This is a genomic window from Acidovorax sp. sic0104 (assembly GCF_019219095.1).
Classification (GTDB): Bacteria; Pseudomonadota; Gammaproteobacteria; order Burkholderiales; family Burkholderiaceae_C; genus Acidovorax.
The window spans coordinates 294,234-312,156 of record NZ_JAHUWH010000005.1 but is presented as its reverse complement, the minus strand read 5'-3'; the positions used below and the strand labels follow the sequence as shown (position 1 = coordinate 312,156).

General features: G+C 68.8%; 17 protein-coding genes. 9 read left to right on the top strand and 8 right to left on the bottom strand.

All coding sequences use genetic code 11. From position 1 onward, the window contains the following. The first annotated feature begins 42 nt into the window (after nt 1-42). Nucleotides 43-546, top strand: coding sequence for a GNAT family N-acetyltransferase (locus KW835_RS11105; RefSeq protein ID WP_218382425.1), 504 nt, complete (start codon nt 43-45; stop codon nt 544-546). Nucleotides 547-589: 43 nt separating this feature from the next. On the opposite strand, the gene gcvA is transcribed toward KW835_RS11105, so the two are convergent. Next, nucleotides 590-1,468 (bottom strand): transcriptional regulator GcvA, encoded by an 879-nt coding sequence (gene gcvA / locus KW835_RS11100; protein ID WP_218382424.1) that lies wholly within the window; start codon nt 1,466-1,468, stop codon nt 590-592. 86 nt (nt 1,469-1,554) lie between these two features. Between gcvA and KW835_RS11095 the strand changes: the two genes are divergently transcribed. Then, the gene (locus tag KW835_RS11095; protein ID WP_218382423.1) at nt 1,555-2,484 is read left to right on the top strand and encodes a DMT family transporter; all 930 of its coding nucleotides are present in this window, start codon (nt 1,555-1,557) and stop codon (nt 2,482-2,484) included. 69 nt (nt 2,485-2,553) lie between these two features. Then, nucleotides 2,554-3,048 (top strand): NUDIX hydrolase, encoded by a 495-nt coding sequence (locus tag KW835_RS11090; RefSeq protein WP_218382422.1) that lies wholly within the window; start codon nt 2,554-2,556, stop codon nt 3,046-3,048. A gap of 31 nt (nt 3,049-3,079) precedes the next feature. On the opposite strand, the gene KW835_RS11085 is transcribed toward KW835_RS11090, so the two are convergent. The 7 genes from KW835_RS11085 to KW835_RS11055 form a co-directional block, all read right to left on the bottom strand. Next, entirely contained in the window at nt 3,080-4,057 is a 978-nt protein-coding gene (locus KW835_RS11085; protein ID WP_218382421.1) for a tripartite tricarboxylate transporter substrate binding protein, read from the bottom strand. A gap of 40 nt (nt 4,058-4,097) precedes the next feature. Further along, nucleotides 4,098-5,291 carry a tricarballylate utilization 4Fe-4S protein TcuB gene (gene tcuB, locus KW835_RS11080; RefSeq protein WP_218382420.1) on the bottom strand — a complete coding sequence of 398 codons (1,194 nt, stop codon included), beginning with the start codon at nt 5,289-5,291 and terminating at the stop codon, nt 4,098-4,100. Continuing rightward, nucleotides 5,278-6,732: an FAD-dependent tricarballylate dehydrogenase TcuA gene (tcuA, locus tag KW835_RS11075; protein WP_218382419.1), complete on the bottom strand. Its 1,455-nt coding sequence runs from the start codon at nt 6,730-6,732 to the stop codon at nt 5,278-5,280. The genes tcuB and tcuA overlap by 14 nt, the downstream gene beginning before the upstream one ends. 192 nt (nt 6,733-6,924) lie before the next feature. After that, complete coding sequence (locus KW835_RS11070; protein ID WP_218382418.1) at nt 6,925-7,863, bottom strand: LysR substrate-binding domain-containing protein; 939 nt, start codon at nt 7,861-7,863, stop codon at nt 6,925-6,927. Between the two features lie 79 nt (nt 7,864-7,942). Beyond that, nucleotides 7,943-9,016: a porin gene (locus KW835_RS11065; RefSeq protein ID WP_218382417.1), complete on the bottom strand. Its 1,074-nt coding sequence runs from the start codon at nt 9,014-9,016 to the stop codon at nt 7,943-7,945. A gap of 89 nt (nt 9,017-9,105) precedes the next feature. Continuing rightward, nucleotides 9,106-10,104 (bottom strand): tripartite tricarboxylate transporter substrate binding protein, encoded by a 999-nt coding sequence (locus tag KW835_RS11060; protein ID WP_218382416.1) that lies wholly within the window; start codon nt 10,102-10,104, stop codon nt 9,106-9,108. A 49-nt stretch (nt 10,105-10,153) separates the two neighbouring features. After that, nucleotides 10,154-11,245, bottom strand: a complete 1,092-nt coding sequence (locus KW835_RS11055) for a 4-oxalomesaconate tautomerase (RefSeq protein WP_218382415.1) — start codon at nt 11,243-11,245, stop codon at nt 10,154-10,156. A 220-nt stretch (nt 11,246-11,465) separates the two neighbouring features. Here KW835_RS11055 and KW835_RS11050 point away from each other — a divergent pair, with 220 nt between their 5' ends. The 6 genes from KW835_RS11050 to bcsA all read left to right on the top strand — a co-directional run bounded on the left by KW835_RS11050 (nt 11,466) and on the right by bcsA (nt 17,893). Further along, nucleotides 11,466-12,407 carry a LysR family transcriptional regulator gene (locus KW835_RS11050; protein WP_218382414.1) on the top strand — a complete coding sequence of 314 codons (942 nt, stop codon included), beginning with the start codon at nt 11,466-11,468 and terminating at the stop codon, nt 12,405-12,407. Next, nucleotides 12,404-13,525: a tRNA 2-thiouridine(34) synthase MnmA gene (gene mnmA, locus KW835_RS11045; RefSeq protein ID WP_218382413.1), complete on the top strand. Its 1,122-nt coding sequence runs from the start codon at nt 12,404-12,406 to the stop codon at nt 13,523-13,525. Before KW835_RS11050 ends, mnmA begins: the two co-directional genes overlap by 4 nt. A 280-nt stretch (nt 13,526-13,805) precedes the next feature. Then, nucleotides 13,806-14,282, top strand: coding sequence for a cellulose biosynthesis protein BcsD (locus KW835_RS11040; RefSeq protein ID WP_218382412.1), 477 nt, complete (start codon nt 13,806-13,808; stop codon nt 14,280-14,282). Nucleotides 14,283-14,328: 46 nt separating this feature from the next. Further along, entirely contained in the window at nt 14,329-14,931 is a 603-nt protein-coding gene (gene bcsP, locus KW835_RS11035) for a cellulose biosynthesis protein BcsP (protein WP_218382411.1), read from the top strand. Next, nucleotides 14,928-15,710, top strand: coding sequence for a cellulose biosynthesis protein BcsQ (gene bcsQ / locus KW835_RS11030; RefSeq protein ID WP_218382410.1), 783 nt, complete (start codon nt 14,928-14,930; stop codon nt 15,708-15,710). The genes bcsP and bcsQ overlap by 4 nt, the downstream gene beginning before the upstream one ends. After that, nucleotides 15,707-17,893, top strand: a complete 2,187-nt coding sequence (bcsA, locus tag KW835_RS11025) for a UDP-forming cellulose synthase catalytic subunit (RefSeq protein ID WP_218382409.1) — start codon at nt 15,707-15,709, stop codon at nt 17,891-17,893. The genes bcsQ and bcsA overlap by 4 nt, the downstream gene beginning before the upstream one ends. Nucleotides 17,894-17,923 lie beyond the last annotated feature (30 nt).

The following is a 17,923-nucleotide window of genomic DNA, read 5'->3' as shown; positions in this document are numbered from 1 at the left end:
GGTGCAGTGCGTTCGGCTGCGGCGCCCCTGTCTGAAGACCCCATGACGACGCCGACTGTCCGCCCCCTGGCCACCGCCGACCTGCCCGGCCTGCTGGCGGTGCAGCTGGCCTGCTATGGAGAAGGCTTCGTGGAAAGCGGCGATGTCTTCGCCCGGCGCCTGGCCAGCCCCGCCAATTGCTCGCTGGTGCTGGAGCGCGCGGGCACGGTCTGCGCCTACCTGGCCGCCTACCGGTCGGTGCGGCACAAGGTGACGCCCCTGCACGGCGACTTCGAGGCCGTGCCGCACCCCGACACCCTTTACCTGCACGACATGGCTGTGTTGCCTGTTTGCGCAGGCCAGGGCCTGGCGCGCGCACTGCTGCAGCCGATGTGGAACGCGGCTCGGGCCCAGGGCCTGCGGCACACCGCGCTGGTGTCGGTGCAGGGCTCGCAGGGCTACTGGGAGCGCCAGGGCTATGCGGTGCAGCCGCTGGCCGACGCCGCGCAGCGCGATCGGCTGGCAAGCTATGGCGAGGGCGCGGTGTACATGGTGCGCGGGCTCTGAGCCCCGGCGGTCACAAGGTGGTCACGAGGTGCCGACGCAGCGCCTAGCCGGCGCTGCGCTGGGCCATGATCCATTCGCGAAAGCAGCGCAGTGCAGGGTCTATCAAGGCTTCGGGCCGGTACACCAGGTGGTAGGCCAGCGGCGTGGCCAGGGGCTTGCAATGCACGGACACCAGCTCGCGCGCGGCAAGCTCCTGCTGCACCAGCGCGCGCCGCACCAGCGCAAAGCCGCGCCCCGCCACGGCGGCTTCGATGGCGGCGTTGGAGTGCGCGAACACAATGCCGTCCTCGCAGTCCAAGCCTGCTGCGCCATGTGCTTCGCACCACAGGCGCCAGTCGCCGCGGTGCTCGTCGTGCAGCAGCCGGGCGCTGGTGATGTCGGCCACGCGCGCCGTGCGGCGCGGCGCCAGCAGGCGAGGGCTGCACACGGGCACCAGGTCGTCGGCCACCAGCACCTCCGACTGCAGGCCGGGGTAGATGCCCTGCCCATGGCGCACGGCAAAGTGCACGCCCTCGGCCGCCAGGTCCACCGCGCGGTTGGTGCTGCCCACGTGCACGTCCATGCCAGGGTGTTGCTGCAAGAATCCGTGCAGGCGCGGCACGAGCCATTGCACGGCAAAGCCCGGCGTGCAGCTCACCAGCACCACCTGGCGCCGGTTCGTCGAAGCGATGCGCGAGGTGGCGTGGCCGATCACGGCAAGGCCCTCGGCGCATGCCCGCTGGTAGTCGCGCCCGGCGGCCGTGAGCGCCAGGCCCCGCGCCTGCCGCTCGAACAGCGCGCACCCGAGGAACTCCTCCAGCTTGCGCACCTGCTGCGACACGGCACCGGGCGTGACGTGCAGCTCCTGGGCCGCGCGCCGCACGCTGGCATGGCGTGCGGTGGCCTCGAAGAAGCGGACGGCGATGAGAGGCGGCAGGCGCATGGTGGTGGGGCGCTGTATAGCTCAGCTAAACGGCTGTAGAGGATAAATGGTTTGCCGTGGCTGCCTGCTGCCCCGAAGATCATGGCATGAACCTCCCGAGCCTGCTCCGCCTTCTTGCCCTCGCCGCCCTGTGGGGAGGCAGCTTTCTCTTCATGCGCATCGCCGCGCCGGTGTGGGGGGCCGTGCCCACCGCATTCGGCCGCGTGGTGCTGGGCGCGGCGGGGTTGCTCGCGTTGCTGGCGGTGGTGCGGCTGCGGCCGGCGTTCCAGGGCAAGCTCGGCGCTGCGCTGGTACTGGGTGCCATCAACTCGGCCATTCCGTTCTTGATGTTCGCACTGGCCGCCCGCGTGCTGCCGGCGGGCTACAGCGCCATCCTGAATGCGACCACGCCGCTCATGGGTGTGCTGATCGGTGCGTTGGCATTCGGCGAGCGCATCACGCCGCTGCGCGTGGGGGGCGTGCTGCTGGGCATGGCAGGGGTGGCGGTACTGGCGCAGGCCGGGCCCGTGGCACTCACTGCGCCGGTGCTCGGCGGGATCGCCGCCTGCCTGGTGGCCACGGCCTGCTACGGGCTGGCCGGTTTTCTCACGCGGCGGTGGATCACCCAGCGCGGCGGGCTCGACAGCCGCCTGGTCGCGCTGGGCAGCCAGTGGGGCGCCGTGCTGGCGCTCGCGCCGTTCGCCGCGTGGGAGGCCGCGCACCAGCCCGTGGCGGCCTGGCTCTCGGCGGGCCCTGTGGTCTGGGGCGCGATGCTGGCGCTGGGCCTGCTGTGCACCTCGTTCGCCTACGTGCTGTACTTCCGGCTCATTGCCGATGTGGGGCCGGTGAAGGCGCTCACGGTGACTTTTCTGATCCCCTTGTTCGGCGTGGCCTGGGGCTGGCTGGTGCTGGGCGAGGTGGCCACGCCGGCCCACGCGGGCGGCGGCGTGCTGATCGCGCTCGCGCTGTGGCTGGTGCTGCGGCCGGCGCCGCCCGCTGCGGCGGCGCCTGGCCCGGCATCCGCCGCGCGCCGCTGAGAGCGGCACGGGTGCATCGCCAGTGCGGGCGGCAGCACGACGTCATGCCGCCTCGTCATAATGCGCGCCATGCCCCACCGCTGGAAACCCAACGTCACCGTGGCCGCGCTCGTCGAGCGCGACGGCCGCTTTCTGCTGGTCGAGGAAGAGACCACGGACGGCCTCAAGCTCAACAACCCTGCGGGCCACCTGGACCCAGGCGAGTCGCCCATACATGCCTGCGCGCGCGAGGTGCTGGAGGAAACGGCCCACGACTTCGAGCCCACGGCCCTGATCGGCGTGTACCTGAACCGCTTCACCAAGACGCGCACCGGCGACGACATCACCTACATGCGCTTTGCCTTTGCCGGCACGCTGGGCACGCACCACGGCTGGCGCACGCTGGACACCGGCATCGTGCGCACGGTGTGGATGACGCCCGACGAGATCCGCGCCTGCCCCGAGCGCCACCGCAGCCCGCTGCTGCTGCGCTGCCTGGAGGACTACCTGGCGGGCCAGCGCTTTCCGCTGTCGCTGGTGCACACCGACATCTCGGTCACCGAGCCGGCGTCGCAGCAGGGCTAGCCCAAGGCCTCAAGGCCCGGGGGCGGGGGGCTCACTCCGCCGTGAGCTTGCGCTCCTTGATGATGGCGGCCCACTGCGCGGACTCCTTCTTCATGAAGGCCGTGAGCTCCGCGCGCGTGGTGGGCTGGGGCGTGAGGCCGTGCTTGTTCAGCGCCTCCTTCACGCCCGCATCGTTCAACACCTTCACGATCTCCTGGTTCCAGCGGTCCAGGATGGCGGGCGGCGTCTTGCCGGGGGCGACGAAGGCATACCAGTTCAGCGCCTCGAAGCCGGGGTAGCCCGACTCCGCCACGGTGGGGATGTTCGGCAGGTAGGCCGGGCGCGTGAGGCCGGTGGTGGCCAGGGGGATCAGCTTGCCCGTCTCCACATGCGGCATGGCCGTGGGCGGCGCGGCAAAGTACGAGGTGATGCGCCCGCCCAGCAGGTCTTGCAGGGCTGGAGCACCCCCTTTGTATGGAACGTGGGTCATGTCGATGCCCGCGCGCTGGTTGAACAGCTCGCCCGCCAGGTGCGACGCCGAGCCCGCGCCGGTGGAGGCAAAGTCCACGCTGCCGGGTTTCCTCCTGGACAGCTGTACGAACTCGGCCAGCGTCCTGGCGCCCGCGTCCTGGTGCACCACCAGCACGTTCGGAAAGTTCACCCCGCCCGACACCGCCGCCAGGTCCTTGAACGGGTCGTAGGTGAGCTTCATGAGGTGCGGCGCGATGGTCAGCGGCCCCACCGAGCCCAGCAGCAGCACCGTGCCATCGGGCACCGCATTGGCCACGAACTGGTGGGCGATGTTGCCGCCCGCGCCGCCCTTGTTGTCCACCACCACCGGCTGGCCGATGTTCTCGCCGAGCTTCTTGGCGATCAGGCGCGCGGCGGCGTCGGCTGCGCCGCCGGCGGCAAAGCCGACGACCAGGGTCACGGGCTTCTTGGGCGGAAAGTCCTGGGCGCGGCCGGCGTCTGCGAGCGTGAGTGCTGCAGCCGCCAGCGCCAGGGTTTGCAGTGCGGTTCTTTTTTTCATCGTTGTCTCCTTGGTCGTGGTGGTTGTGCGGGTGTTCTTTTCAGTCGGTCCCCAGGCCGATGGGGTGGGGCTGGCGCTTCTCCACCGCATGGCGCAGCAGCGCCGCGGTGCGGAAGATGCCGTGCGCGAACTTGCCGTAGGGCAGCGTGGCGAACAGCGCCATCACCGCGCCCAGGTGCAGGCACAGCATCAGCGCCAGGGCCGGTGTGCCGCGCGCGGCCCAGAGCAGCAGGCCGCTGGTGGCGGTGAGGAACAGCAGCGCGATGAAGCCCCGGTCCATCGGCTTTTGCGCAGCGTCGCCGTGTGCAGGGTGGCGGCGCAGGTTCAGCCACCCCAGGCCCGCCGTGCCCACGGCCAGGCTGATGCCGCCCAGCCCGCCCAGCAGCTTGGGCAGGCTGGGCAGGTCGTACGGTGCGGCCTGGCCCAGCAGGTAGTGGTACAGCGTGGCCACGCTGGTGGCGGCAAAGCACAGCATGAAGCCGTAGAACGTGAGGTGGTGAAAGCGCCGGCGCGACAGGGTGTAGGCGTCGTCTTCGTTGTGGCAGCCGTCGCCGTGGCCGCCGTCCAGGTATTTCAGGCGCAGCACGGCATCGGTGGCCTCGGCGGTGGCGGGGGCGCTCAGCGGCGCACCACTGGTGGCGGGCGTCACGTCGCGCCAGAAGCGGCGCACGCCCAGCGCCAGGGCCAGCGTGGCGAACAGGAACACCGGCGCGAACAGGCCCACCAGCAGGTTGTGCGGAAAGATGCCGTAGAAGCCGCCCTGCGGCCTGCTCCACAGCGCCGCCAGGCCCTGCCCGTGCAGCGCCACGGCCAGCACCAGGAACAGCGCCAGGCCTAATGCCAGCGCCAGCGACAGCGTGAGGCCGTTGCGCTGGTAGAGCGCGCCCAGCGCGGAGGGCCAGGCGTAGTCCGCATACGTCTGGCCGCGCACCTGCGCCATGGCCTGCGGAATGTTCACGGCGAATTCGTGCGGCGGCGCGTACTGGCAGGCATGCAGGCAGGCGCCGCAGTTGTGGCACAGATTGGCGATGAAGTGGATGTCCGCCTTCGGGAATTCGAGCCGGCGCGTCATGGCCGGGAACACGGCGCAAAAGCCTTCGCAGTAGCGGCAGGCGTTGCAGATCTGCAGCTGGCGCGCCACCTCGGATTCGGCGCCCGTCAGGGGCAGCACGGGGACCACGTCACCGTTGGCCAGCGCCCGGGCATCGCGTGTCAGGGCTTCAAGCGCTTGCATGGATTACTCCTGTTTTTGTAGCTGTTGGCGCTTGCTGGGAAAGCGCTAGAGCCTGTTTTGATGCCAATGCGGCCTGTGTGCCCGCAATGCGCCCGAAGGCGGTGCCGATGCTCATGCCCACCCCGGCGGTGTAGCCCTTGCCCAGCACGTTGCCGGCCATCATTTCGCCGGCCACGAACAGGTTGGGGCTGGGTGCGTTGCCAAAGCGCACGGCGGCGGTCTCGTCGGTGTGCAGGCCCAGGTAGGTGAAGGTCACGCCGGGCCTGAGCGCGTAGCCGTAGAACGGCCCTTTGTCGATGGGCCGCGCCCAGTGGGTCTTGGCGGGCGCGATGCCTTCCGTGTGGCAGTCGTCCAGGGTGGTGTGGTCGAAGGTGCCCACGCGGCAGGCGGCGTTGTAGGCATCGAGCGTGTGCATGAAGGTGTCCACGGGCAGTCCGAGCTTTTGCGCCAGCCCGGGCAGGGTGTCGGCCTTCACGCCCGGGAACACGGGCGGCATGAAGCGGCCGATGGCCTGGCTGTCGATGACCGAATAGCCGATCTGCCCCGGCTGCTGCGCCACCAGGCGGCCCCAGATCGCGTATCGCTTGGGCCAGAAGTCCTCGCCCTCGTCGTAGAAGCGCTCGCCATCGCGGTTGACCACCACGCCCAGCGACACGCAGTCGATGCGCGTGCAGATGCCGCCGTCGTACAGCGGCGCGCGCGCGTCGATGGCCACCATGTGCGCCTGCGTCGGGTCGCCGATGCGGTCGGCGCCGTGGTCGTCGAGCAGGTGCCTGAGCAGCACGCCCCGGTTGTAGGCCGTGCCGCGGATGAGGAAGTTGTCCGACGGCCACTCGCCGCGCTCGTTCCGGCCCCAGGCTTCGCGCAGCCATTCGCGGTTGGACTCGAACCCGCCGGCCGCGAGCACGCAGCTCCTGGCGGTGATGCGCTCGCCGCCCGCCAGGTGCGCCGCGACGAAGCGGCCGTTGTCGATATCGAGGCGCTCCACCGGCGACTCGTAGCGCACCTGCACGCCCAGCGCCTCGGCGCTGCGGTAGTAGGCATTGACCAGCGCCTTGCCCCCGCCCATGAAGAACGCGTTGGTGCGCGCTACATGCAGCGTGCCCGCCAGCGCGGGCTGAAAGTGCACGCCGTGGCGGCGCATCCAGGGGCGGCAGGTGGCCGACGCGCGGATCACCAGGCGCGCCAGGTGCTCGTTGGTCAGGCCGCCGGTGACCTTGAGCAGGTCCTGCCAGAACTCCTCTTCGGGGTAGCTGCCCACCAGCACGTCCTGCGGCGCATCGTGCATGCAGCGCAGGTTGCGGGTGTGGGCCGAGTTGCCGCCGCGCCAGGCCCGCGGGGCCGATTCGAGCAGCAGCACGCTGGCCCCTGCCTCGCGCGCCATGAGCGCGGCGCACAGCGCGGCGTTGCCGCCGCCGATCACCAGAACATCGGGCTGCATGGAAAGTTCTTCGTTTCATTCATGGGTAGGGCGAATGTAGAAAGAAGCTCTCCGCTTGCGCAGGGGCCGCCCCGGCATGACCCCATCACGGATCGTGATGGGGCGGTGGGTTGCACGCGGCTTTCCCCTCGTTCGCGCCAAGCGCCCGACGGCCTCAGTGTGAGCCGCGAGAGAAACGCGGAACCACCGGTGTCACGCCAGCGCGGCGCCCACCCAGGTGCCCGACTGCACCAGCGCACGTGCGCAGTCCGCCAGCACCACGCGCGTGGCCAGCGCGGCGGGCGACAGCTCGTCGTCCGACAGGCTGCACAAGGCTGCGGGGCGGCTGGCGGGAGCGTCCGCCAGTTCCGCCAGGTCAAAGCGTTCGTTGGCGTCGGGATAGCGCCCCACGGCGGCCCAGGGCTGCAGGGTACTGCCCAGGTCCGCGTTCACGGCATCCATCAGCATGGCGAGCGAGTCGATCTCCATCGCCACATTCGGCGCCACCTGCGCCGCGGCAAAGGCGGCATCGATGCGGCTTCGCAGGCCGTGCGGGCCCGTGGGCAGGATCAGCGGCTCGGCCCGCAGATGCGCCAGGCGCAAGCGCCTGGGCAGCCGGGCGGGCAGGGTGCTGGCGCCTCCGTGCGCGCTGCGGATGAGAAAGAGCCGCTCGTTGAGCAGGGGCAGCACGCTCCAGCGGCGCGCGGGCTGGGTGTCGAACAGCACGGCCAGGTCGAGCTGGCGCGCGTTGAGCATGTTGGAGAGGTGGCCCGACAGGCTCTCGACCATGTGCAGGCGCACGTCGGGGTAGCGCTCGCGCATGGCCCGCATCAGGGGCACGCCCAGCACCGACGCCGTCGTGGGGGCCAGCCCCACGCTCACCGTGCCCGACAGGCGCGCCTGCTGCGCTGCGCGCGCAGCCTGCTCCGCATGGCGCAGGGTGAGCTGCGCTTCGCGAAAGAATGCCAGCCCGGCCTCGGTCGGCACGGTGCCCTTGCTGGTGCGCTGCAGCAGCCGGGTGCTCAGTTCGCTTTCGAGCCGGCTGATCTGCTGGCTGAGCGCCGACTGCACCATCGAGAGGTCCAGCGCCGCGCGCCCCATGGAGCCGAGCTCGACGATGCGCACGAAGTAGCGAAGCTGACGCAGTTCCATGGGGTGATGGTCGCACAGTCCCACCAGAGCCTGTGCGGCTGCCCTGTCTCATGCGCCCAAGCCCTGCAGCGTCGGCGCCTCAGAACGAATGCACCACCCCGGCTGACACCCCGGTGGCATGGGCCTTGTTCGCCGCGCCCTGAAAGCCGTTGCGCCAGCGCGTGTGGTCCAGCTCGGCGTAGACCTTGGTGCGGCGAGAGAGCTTGTGCTCGGCAAAGGCGACCAGGCGGGTGTAGCCGTCGTCGGCCGCGCCGGTGCGCGAGCGGTCCACCTTGTAGCAGGCGGCGGTGATATCGGTGAGGCCCGTGGCGGACCAGGTGGCGCCGGCCGACACGACGCGCTGCACGGTGAAGCGGTCCGCAGCGGTCTCGGCCTTGCTGCGGCCCGCGTTGGCGGCCAGCCGCACGGCGCCCCATTGGTAGGCCGCGCCCAGCGTGGCGCCGCCCAGCGTGCGCTTGTTCACGTCGTTGAAGCTCTGGAACGCGCCCGACACCACGATGCCCTGGCCCGCCCAGGCCAGGCCTACGCCGTGCGAGGACAGTGCCGATGCCTGCGAGGCCACCTCGCCCACGCCCACCATGGCGCGCGCCGTGACGCCGCCCCAGCGGCCCGTGTACTTGACGGCGTTGTCCAGCCGGTACGAGCCCGAGCTGGCGCCCGCGCTGCCGTACTCGATGCCCAGCCCGTGCTGGCTCAGCGCCGTCACGCCGATGTTCGGGTTGAAGCTGGCAAAGCGCATGGCCAGCGGGTCCACGGGCGAGATGGCGTCGGCGAGCGTGGTGGTCTGGCGGCCCAGGGCCAGGGTGCCCCAGCCGCCCTGCAGGCCCACCCACGAGGCGCGGTCGAAGTACTTGCTCGCGTTGGCGGGTGCGCCGGTGTCGGCATTGAGGCCGCTTTCCAGGTTGAACAGCGCCTTGGCGCCGCCACCCAGGTCTTCGCTGCCGCGCAGGCCCCAGCGGCTGGTGGTGTGGATGCCGCTGCCCAGGCTGCGGCTCGTTCCCGGCGCCGGGGCGTTGGCGGCACTGAGGCCGCTGGCGTGGCGTGCCCCCAGATCCACCACGCCGTACAGCGTGACGCCGTCCGTCTGCGCCATCGCGCCGTGGCAGGCCATCGTGGCCAGCGCGGCGCAGGCCGCTGCAATGCTTCTTGTCATCATGTCTCCTGTCGTTGAAATGTCGGCGGGCAGCTCTGGCCCGCGCTCCCTCCTGGCAAGCCTGATCTCCTCCCTGCCCCTGTGCAATGTCAGTCGGGTGTGAGCTGGGCCTTCACCACCACGCCCTTCCACTTGGCGAGCTCCTGCTTGACGGTCAGGGCCAGTTGCTCGGGCGTGCTGGTGTCCACCACCGCGCCCTGCTCCTCGATGCGGCGCGCCACGTCCTTGTCCGCCAGCGCGGTGTTCAAGGCCTTGTTGAGCTGCTCGATCACCGGACGCGGCGTCTTGCCCGGCGCGAACAGCGCGTACCACTGCGTGATCTCCACGCCCTTGACGCCGGCCTCTTCGAGCGTGGGCACGTCGGGCAGCAGCGACGAGCGCTTGGGGCCGGCCAGGGCCAGCGCGCGCAGCTTGCCGTTCTTGACGTGCGGGTAGGCGGAAAAGAGGCTGGGGAACATCACCTGTGTCTGCCCGGCCATGGTGTCGTTCATTGCTGGCGCGGCGCCGCGATACGGCACATGCGCCATTTGTGCGCCGCTCTCCAGCTTGAAGATCTCGGCCGAGAAGTGCGGCGCCGTGCCGTTGCCCGCCGAGGCGTAGTTGAAGTCGTTGGGCTTGGCCTTGGTGAGCGCGACGAAGTCGCCCACCGTCTTGGCCTGCACCTTGGGGTTGACCACCATCAGCGTGGGCGAATAGCTCACCATGCCGATGGGCTCGAACTGCGTGATCGGGTCGTAGCGCAGCTTCTGCAACGCGGGGCTCATGCCGTGCGTGCCGATATAGCCGAACAGGATGGTGTGGCCGTCCGGCGCCGCGCGCGCCACGTACTCGGCGGCGATGGCCCCGTTGGCCCCGGCCTTGTTCTCCACGATGACCTGCTGGCCCAGCAGCGTGGACAGCTTGATGGCCACCACGCGCGCCATGCCGTCGTTGCCGCCGCCCGCGGCGGTGGGCACGACCAGCGTGATGGGCTTGTCGGGGTAGGCCGCGTGGGCGGCGCCTGCGGCCCACAGGCAGCAGGCGGCCACTGCCAGAGCGGCCGTGGCCAGTGCGGTGCGCCGGGTGGCCGGGGTGGATGGATGGGTCATGGCTTGTCTCCTGTCTTGGTTTGGATGGGGGGATCAGAGCAATCGGGGGTCAGTGCGCTGTGGCGCTTTCGGCCACGAACAGCGTGCCTTCCAGGATCTTTCGGGCCGTGCGCACCAGGGCGGCCTGCACCAGAGTGCAGTGGCCGTCTACCAGCGCGAGTTCCACATCCACGTGGATGCGCCCCGCCGGGTGCAGAACCTCCACGCGTCGCGTGCCGGCGCTGGGCGCGGTGCGGTTGTCCGTGGCCACGGTGCCGGGCAGCACCATGGCGGCGGCCACGCCGATGGCGCCGGTCACGGCGTGCGAGCGGTGGCAGCGCCGGGGGGTGAAGTAGCGCGAGGCGATGCTGCCGGGGACGGTGCCCTCGGAGACGATCACCGGCTTGGGCAGCACGCTGTTCGATACGTCGCCCATGCCCATGCGCAGGCCCGCTTCGCAGCGCAGGGCTTCGAGCCGGGCCAGCAGGGCGGCATCGGCATCGAGTTCTGCCGGGGTTTCGTCGCCGCGCAGGCCCAGGTCGGCGGCGCGCACCAGCACCATCACCTGGGCGGCGTCGATGCAGGTCACTGGCAGGCCGTGGATGGTGTCGATGCGCTGGCCTGTGGGAAAGATCTGGCCGGTGACGGCGCCCCAGGCATCGAGGAAGTTCATCAGCACCGGGGCGGCCGTGCCCTGCACGCCGTCGATGTGCACGTCGCCTTCGTAGTGCACCCGGCCGCCGCGGGTCTGCACCTGAACGTCGATGCGCGAGCGGGTGTTCACGTTGTAGACCCGCACCCGCGTCACGTCACCGGTGGTGCTGGCGGGCACCAGGCCCTGCTCGATGGCGAAGGGCCCCACGCCGGCGAGCATGTTGCCGCAGTTGGGGCGGGTGTCCACGCGGGCCTCGTCCACGCTGACCTGGGCGAAGAGGTAGTCCACGTCGCAGTCGGCGTGCACCGACCGCGAGACGATGGCCACCTTGCTGGTCAGCGAGTTGCCGCCGCCCAGGCCGTCGATCTGCAGCTCGTGCGGCGAGCCCAGGGCCGCTATCAGCGTGCGGTCACGCTGGGCGGTGTCCTGCGGCAGCCAGTCGGCCAGGAAGAATGGCCCCCGTGAGGTGCCGCCGCGCATCAGAACGCAAGGAAGGTTGTAGCTCATGGGTCCGCATGGTGCGGTGCTGCAACTTGTTTGTGAATTGCATTGTTGGCAACGATTGATGCACGCTGTGCAATAGATGCCGAGCGCTTCTACGTGCTGAAATGGCGTCTGTAAATTGCAATGTTGCGAAGCATTGATGCACGCGGAGCAATGGCTTCTATAGCTCTCCGGGCAGCGTCCACCGCGCCTCTTTCATCACCGCCAGAACCGCAGGACCGCCATGAACCAGAAATTCGATCTCGCCGACATCCAGGCCTTTGCCGCCGTGGCCGAGCTGCAGAGCTTTCGGGCCGCGGCCGAATCCATCCACCTGTCGCAGCCAGCCTTCAGCCGCCGCATCGACAAGCTCGAAGAGGCGCTGGGCGTGCGCCTGCTCGACCGCACCACGCGCCGCGTGACGCTCACGGCGGTGGGCCGCGACTTCGCGCGCAAGACGCGCGTGTGGCTCGACGACCTGGACGGAATGCTCATGGGCCTGGGCGACGTGGCGGCGCGGCGCATGGGCGAGGTGACGATCGCCTGCGTGCCCTCGGCCGTGTACTACTTCCTGCCGCAGGTGGTCAAGCGCTACCACGAGCGGTTTCCGAAGATCCGCGTCAAGGTGCACGACGCCAGCGCCAACGAGGTGCTGGTGGCGGTGGCGCAGGGCGATGCGGATTTCGGCCTGAACTTCATCGGCAGCCAGGAGGCAGAGATCGAGTTCAAGCCGGTGCTGGCCGAGCGCTTCGTGGCCGCGTGCCGGCGGGACCATGTGCTGGCGCGGCGCAAGAAGGTCTCCTGGGCGGAGCTGGGCCAGCACGATTTCATGTCGGTGGGCAAGACCTCGGGCAACCGCCTGCTGATGGACCTGGCGCTGGCCAACGTGCCCGACCGTCCTCAATGCCTGTACGAGGCCAAGCATGTGACCACGCTGCTCGGGCTGGTGGAGGCGGGCCTGGGCGTGGCGGCGGTACCCAGCCTGGCGATGCCCGGCAAGGACCACCCCACCCTGGTCAGCGTCCCCCTGGTGGACCCGGTGGTCACGCGCCAGATGGGGCTCATCAAGCGCCGGGGGCGGTCGCTGTCGCCGGCGGCGCAGCAGCTCTATGACCTGCTGGTGGCTACGCGTACTGCGCGGCCGCGCAGCGCCCGGGCGTCCGCAAAAATACAATCGCAGGGATGACAGCATCCCCCAAGCAGCGCGTCGTCGTCGGCCTCTCCGGCGGCGTCGACTCCGCCGTGACCGCCCACCTGCTCAAGAAGCAGGGCCATGAGGTGGTCGGCATTTTCATGAAGAACTGGGAAGACGATGACGACAGCGAGTACTGCTCGTCCAACATCGACTTCGTGGACGCGGCTGCCGTGGCCGATGTGATCGGCATCGAGATCGAGCACGTGAACTTCGCGGCCGACTACAAGGACCGCGTGTTCGCCGAGTTCCTGCGCGAGTACCAGGCCGGCCGCACGCCCAACCCCGACGTGCTGTGCAATGCCGAGATCAAGTTCAAGGCCTTCCTGGACCACGCCATGCGCCTGGGCGCCGAGAAGATCGCCACGGGGCACTACGCGCGGGTGCGCCAGAACCCGGCCTCAGGCCTGTTCGAGTTGCTCAAGGGCCTGGACCCTTCCAAGGACCAGAGCTACTTCCTGCACCGCTTGAACCAGGCGCAGCTGTCCAAGACGCTGTTCCCAGTGGGCGAGCTGCACAAGACCGAAGTGCGCCGCATCGCCGAGGAGATCGGCCTGCCCAACGCCAAGAAGAAGGATTCCACCGGCATCTGCTTCATCGGCGAGCGGCCGTTCCGCGAGTTCCTGAACCGCTACATCAGCCATGAACCCGGCCCCATCCTGGACGACCGGGGCCGCACGCTGGGCCGGCATGTGGGCCTGTCGTTCTATACCCTGGGCCAGCGGCAGGGCCTGGGCATCGGGGGGGTGAAGGAAAAAGGCACCCAGCGCGGCGGCGGCGAGCACGAGCCCTGGTTCGTGGCCCGCAAGGACCTGGCCAAGAACACACTGCGCGTGGTGCAGGGACATGACCACCCGTGGCTGCTGTCGTATCAGCTGAATGCTCAGGATGCGAGCTGGACGTCTGGCCACCCGCCCGCGCCCGGGGCGTATGCCGCCAAGACGCGCTACCGGCAGCAGGACGCCGCCTGTGAGTTGGGCGGCGCATCGGCCCAGGGGTTTCAGCTGCGTTTCGGCGACGCGCAGTGGGCCGTGACGCCTGGACAGAGCGCAGTGCTGTACGACGGCGACGTGTGCTTGGGAGGCGGTGTGATTTCCAGCGCCTCAGACTGAAACATTTGCTCACGAGCAGGGTTGTTAAAAACTATTGCACTCGATGAGCGATAGTTTGTGTGTATTGTCGTGTGGTTTGGTACCTACAAAAAAAGCCTGCTTGGCGGCAGTTCGCATTAGTTGACCTTTGGATGGGGACCAAAAAGCACTTTTGGTTAATCGGGCTTCTAGAATTCTCAAGCGTGATTGAAACGATGTGTATCAATCACGCGTTCTGGTAAACCCTTAGTTGGTCCATTCCGCGCCGGCCCTCCCGCCGGCCCGACGTCCTGCCCGCGCCATGTCCCATTCCGTTGCTTCCTTTCCCGGCCCCGAGATCGCCCAGCACCTGGCGACGCAGCAATGCGCAGCGCAGTGGCGGGGGTTTCTGCAGGCACTCACGGATGAATTCGCGTCATCCCTGCCCCCTGAAGACCTGCATGCGCTGATGTTTCGCGTTGGCACCCGCTTCGCGGCCGCCAACCCCCTGGAGCGCTCCTCCACGCTGGAAGACCTGCAGCGCAGCATGACGGCAGTCTGGGAGCGGATCGACTGGGGCTGGGTGCAACTGACGCAGGAAGCTGCCCGCCTGCACATCCAGCACAGCCTTTCTCCCGTATCCGCTGCTTTCGGGATGAACCACGTGCAATGGTCCGGCGGCTTTCTGGAAGGCGTCTACCAAAGCTGGTTCGAGCAGGCGGGGTCCGGTGCATTGCGCGTGGTGCAGGTCGCTGCGTCCGACGCGTGGGGCTGCGTGCAGTTCCAGTTGGCGCGCTGACCTCTTCTGCGTCCACACATGTACAAGGCATTGACGGTGATTGACTATGAAGCCCTCCGATGACGTCGTGAACCTCTTTCAGCAGTTTGGTGGCAAGCCTGGCCCGTACAAGGAACTGGGGCGCCAGCAGGAGCACCAGCTCTCGCGCGAGCGTTGGCCGCTGGTGACTGCGGTTCAGGATGCCGTGACCGGGGATATCCCGTCCGTGGTGCGGCGCGGCGAGGTGTCCGTCGATCCGTCGCTCCAGGTGGCGCGGCCGGAAGCCGCACCCGCCGCCCCCTCGCGGCCCGCGCCCGCCGCATGGGCGCAGACTGCACAAGCTCCGGTGGCCGCGCCGGTCGCTCCGATGACCCAGATTTCTCCCGCTGCCCCGGCAGCCGACTACCGCGCCGCGACCGTGGCGCCCCATGCACCGGCTGCAGCGCCAGCCGCCGCCGCACTGGCCCCGCGCTCTCCCCTGGCGGGTTTGGCCGGACTGCGCTCTGCCGCGATGGCGGCCGAGCCGCCTGCGCCGGCAGTGCCCGCAGCCTTGCCCGCAGACCTGCCGTCCGTGTTCGCCCGGCTGGCTGGCACGGGCTCAGCTGCTGCTGTGCCTGGCGTGCAGCCTGCGGCACCCGTCTGGCAGCCGCGCCGAGGTCCGTACCCATGAAGGTGATCGCTATCGTTTCCGCCAAGGGCGGTGTGGGCAAGACGACGCTGACGGCCAATCTGGCCACTGCCCTGGAAAGCCAGGGCGTGAGCCCGCTCCTGGTGGTGGACCTGGACCCGCAGAACGCCCTGGGCCTGCATTTCGGTGCCGACCCACGCTCGCTGGCGGGCGTGTCGCGCGCCACCCTGGAAGGCGAACACTGGGGTGCGGTCTGCGTGCGCAGCCTTTCGGGCGTGCACGTGCTGCCTTTCGGCGTGGTGAACGAGTCGGACCGGGTGGCTTTCGAGCGGCACCTGGACGCCCATCCTGCCTGGCTTGTCGAGCAACTCCAGCGCCTGGAGCTGCCGCCCGACGCGGTCGTGTTGATCGACACGCCCCCGGGCCCGTCGGTCTACATGCAGCAGGCGCTGTCCGCCGCGCAGGCGGCGGTGATCGTCAGCCTGCCGGACGCCGCGTCTTACGCGGCCCTGGCTCTCATGCAGCGCCTGGTGACCACCTACTGCACCCCCCGTGCGGACTTCGTGGATGCGCTCTACGTGCTCAACCAGGTGGACAGCGCCCGCCAATTGGCCAAGGACATCACGCGTGTCATGCAGGACAACCTGGGTGAGCGCCTGGTGGGCGTGATCCATGAAGACCAGGCGGTGCGTGAAGCGCTCGCCTACGACCAGAGCGTGCTGCAATATGACGCCCACGGGCAGGCAGCCGACGATCTGCGCAGGTGCGCACAGGTGATCGCCCGGCGCCTGCGCCTGCCGCTGGCGGGGGCTGGGCGATGAGCGTGGACCAGCGCCCCCAGGCCGACGAGGTCGCCGACGCCGACTCGCACAGTCCCCAGGCGCACTGGCGCACCGTGGTCCATGCCATCACGGCATGGGAGATCTGGCAGCACCCGCTGGCGCGCGTGGCGGCGGTGGTGTTCAGCGCGCTGCTGATGGGCCTGGTGATCAGCGTCCCGCTGGATCTGCAGGGGCAGATACTCTTTTCCGTGGGCTCTTTCGCAGCGGCCCTGCTGTTGAGCAAGACCCCCGGCCGCCTGTCCACGCTGGCGATGATCGTGCTGTCGATCTCCGCCTCGTCGCGCTACATCTTCTGGCGCTTCACGGACACGATCGGCTTCACCAACTGGGTGGACGCCGCTTTCGGCTATGGCCTGGTGCTGGCCGAGCTGTATGCGTTCGCGGTGCTTCTCATCGGCTACCTGCAGACTGCCTGGCCGCTGCAGCGCCGCCCCGTGCCGATGCCGGCGGATGTGAGCACCTGGCCCAGCGTGGATGTTTTCATCCCCTCGTACAACGAGCCGCTGGAAGTGGTGCGCCAGACGGTGTTCTCGGCCATGAGCCTGGACTGGCCCAAGGACCGCCTGCACGTGTATGTGCTGGACGACGGCCGCCGCCAGGATTTCCGCGAGTTCTGCGAAGAATTGGGTGTGGGCTACATCATTCGCGACAACAACCACCACGCGAAGGCCGGCAACATCAACGCGGCGCTCCAGGTCACGAACTCCGAATACATCGCGATCTTCGACTGCGACCACATTCCCACGCGCTCCTTCCTGCAGGTGTGCATGGGCTGGTTCTTCAAGGACACGAACCTGGTGATGCTGCAGACGCCGCACGTGTTCTTCTCTCCCGATCCGTTCGAGCGCAATCTGGACACCTTCCACCGAATGCCCAATGAGGGCGAGCTGTTCTATGGCATCGTTCAGGACGGCAACGACCTGTGGAACGCCTCGTTCTTCTGCGGCTCCTGCGCCATCATCCGCCGCAAGGAGCTGCTGGAGGTGGGCGGCATTGCGGTGGAGACCGTGACCGAAGACGCGCACACCGCGCTCAAACTGGCGCGCCTGGGCTACAACACGGCGTACCTCGAAGTGCCGCAGGCTGCGGGCCTGGCCACCGAGAGCCTGTCGGGCCATGTGGGCCAGCGCATCCGCTGGGCGCGGGGCATGGCGCAGATCGCCCGCACGGACAACCCGCTGTTCGGCAAAGGCCTCAAGCTGGGGCAGCGGCTGTGCTATCTCAATGCGATGCTGCACTTCTTCTATGGCCTGCCGCGTCTGGTGTTCCTGACCGCGCCGCTGGCCTATCTGTTCTTCGACGCGCATGTGTTTCAGGCCACCGCGCTCATGATCACGGCGTACGCGCTGCCCCACCTGGCCCATGCCAGCGTGACCAACTCGCGCATCCAGGGGCGGTTTCGCCACTCCTTCTGGAACGAGGTGTACGAGTCCGTGCTGGCCTGGTACATCATGCGCCCGGTGCTGGTGGCCTTCATCAACCCCAAGCTGGGCAAGTTCAACGTGACGGCCAAGGGCGGGGTGATCGAGAAGGCGTACTTCGACTGGACCATCGCGCGTCCTTACGTGGTGCTGCTGCTGCTCAACCTGGTGGGCATCGCCGTCGGCATCTGGAAGCTGTTCTATGCGGATGGCGACGAAAGCACGACCCTGGTCATCAACATGGTCTGGACGGTCTACAACATCATCCTGCTGGGTGCGAGCGTGGCTGTGGCCAGCGAGACGCGCCAGATCCGCGGCACGCCGCGTGTCGCGGCCAGCCTGCCGGCGGTGATTCGATTCGAGAACGGCCGCACCCTGGTGTGCAAGACCGAAGATTTCTCGCAACATGGCCTGGGGCTGACCGTGCCGGCGGAAAGCGACATTCCCATGGGCAGCCGCCTGTCGGTGTCGCTGTTCCGCTCCGACGAGGAGGGCGTCTTCCCTGCGGTGGTCACCTTCAGCGGCAATGGCCGCCTGGGCGTGAAGTTCGACAACCTGAGCCTGGTGCAGCAAGCCGAGCTGGCGTCGCTGACCTTCGCCCGTGCCGACGCCTGGATCGCCACCTGGGGCACGGGCCAACGCGACAAGCCGCTGCGCTCGCTCAAGAGCGTGATCACCATCGGGTTGCGCGGCATGGGTCAGTTGGCCACCACGGCCGTCAAGTCGCTCAAGCCCCGGTAGCCGTTCTGTTTTCTGTATTCGAAGATTCCA

Bases quoted from the DNA above. Each gene is read 5' to 3' on its own strand.
- KW835_RS11040 (WP_218382412.1), top strand. From the start codon at position 13,806: ATGTCCCATTCCGTTGCTTCCTTTCCCGGCCCCGAGATCGCCCAGCAC.
- KW835_RS11060 (WP_218382416.1), bottom strand. From the start codon at position 10,104: ATGACCCATCCATCCACCCCGGCCACCCGGCGCACCGCACTGGCCACG.
- gcvA (WP_218382424.1), bottom strand. From the start codon at position 1,468: ATGCGCCTGCCGCCTCTCATCGCCGTCCGCTTCTTCGAGGCCACCGCA.
- KW835_RS11050 (WP_218382414.1), top strand. From the start codon at position 11,466: ATGAACCAGAAATTCGATCTCGCCGACATCCAGGCCTTTGCCGCCGTG.
- KW835_RS11055 (WP_218382415.1), bottom strand. From the start codon at position 11,245: ATGAGCTACAACCTTCCTTGCGTTCTGATGCGCGGCGGCACCTCACGG.
- tcuA (WP_218382419.1), bottom strand. From the start codon at position 6,732: ATGCAGCCCGATGTTCTGGTGATCGGCGGCGGCAACGCCGCGCTGTGC.
- bcsP (WP_218382411.1), top strand. From the start codon at position 14,329: ATGAAGCCCTCCGATGACGTCGTGAACCTCTTTCAGCAGTTTGGTGGC.
- KW835_RS11095 (WP_218382423.1), top strand. From the start codon at position 1,555: ATGAACCTCCCGAGCCTGCTCCGCCTTCTTGCCCTCGCCGCCCTGTGG.
- KW835_RS11085 (WP_218382421.1), bottom strand. From the start codon at position 4,057: ATGAAAAAAAGAACCGCACTGCAAACCCTGGCGCTGGCGGCTGCAGCA.
- KW835_RS11065 (WP_218382417.1), bottom strand. From the start codon at position 9,016: ATGACAAGAAGCATTGCAGCGGCCTGCGCCGCGCTGGCCACGATGGCC.
- mnmA (WP_218382413.1), top strand. From the start codon at position 12,404: ATGACAGCATCCCCCAAGCAGCGCGTCGTCGTCGGCCTCTCCGGCGGC.
- bcsQ (WP_218382410.1), top strand. From the start codon at position 14,928: ATGAAGGTGATCGCTATCGTTTCCGCCAAGGGCGGTGTGGGCAAGACG.
- tcuB (WP_218382420.1), bottom strand. From the start codon at position 5,291: ATGCAAGCGCTTGAAGCCCTGACACGCGATGCCCGGGCGCTGGCCAAC.
- KW835_RS11090 (WP_218382422.1), top strand. From the start codon at position 2,554: ATGCCCCACCGCTGGAAACCCAACGTCACCGTGGCCGCGCTCGTCGAG.
- KW835_RS11105 (WP_218382425.1), top strand. From the start codon at position 43: ATGACGACGCCGACTGTCCGCCCCCTGGCCACCGCCGACCTGCCCGGC.
- bcsA (WP_218382409.1), top strand. From the start codon at position 15,707: ATGAGCGTGGACCAGCGCCCCCAGGCCGACGAGGTCGCCGACGCCGAC.
- KW835_RS11070 (WP_218382418.1), bottom strand. From the start codon at position 7,863: ATGGAACTGCGTCAGCTTCGCTACTTCGTGCGCATCGTCGAGCTCGGC.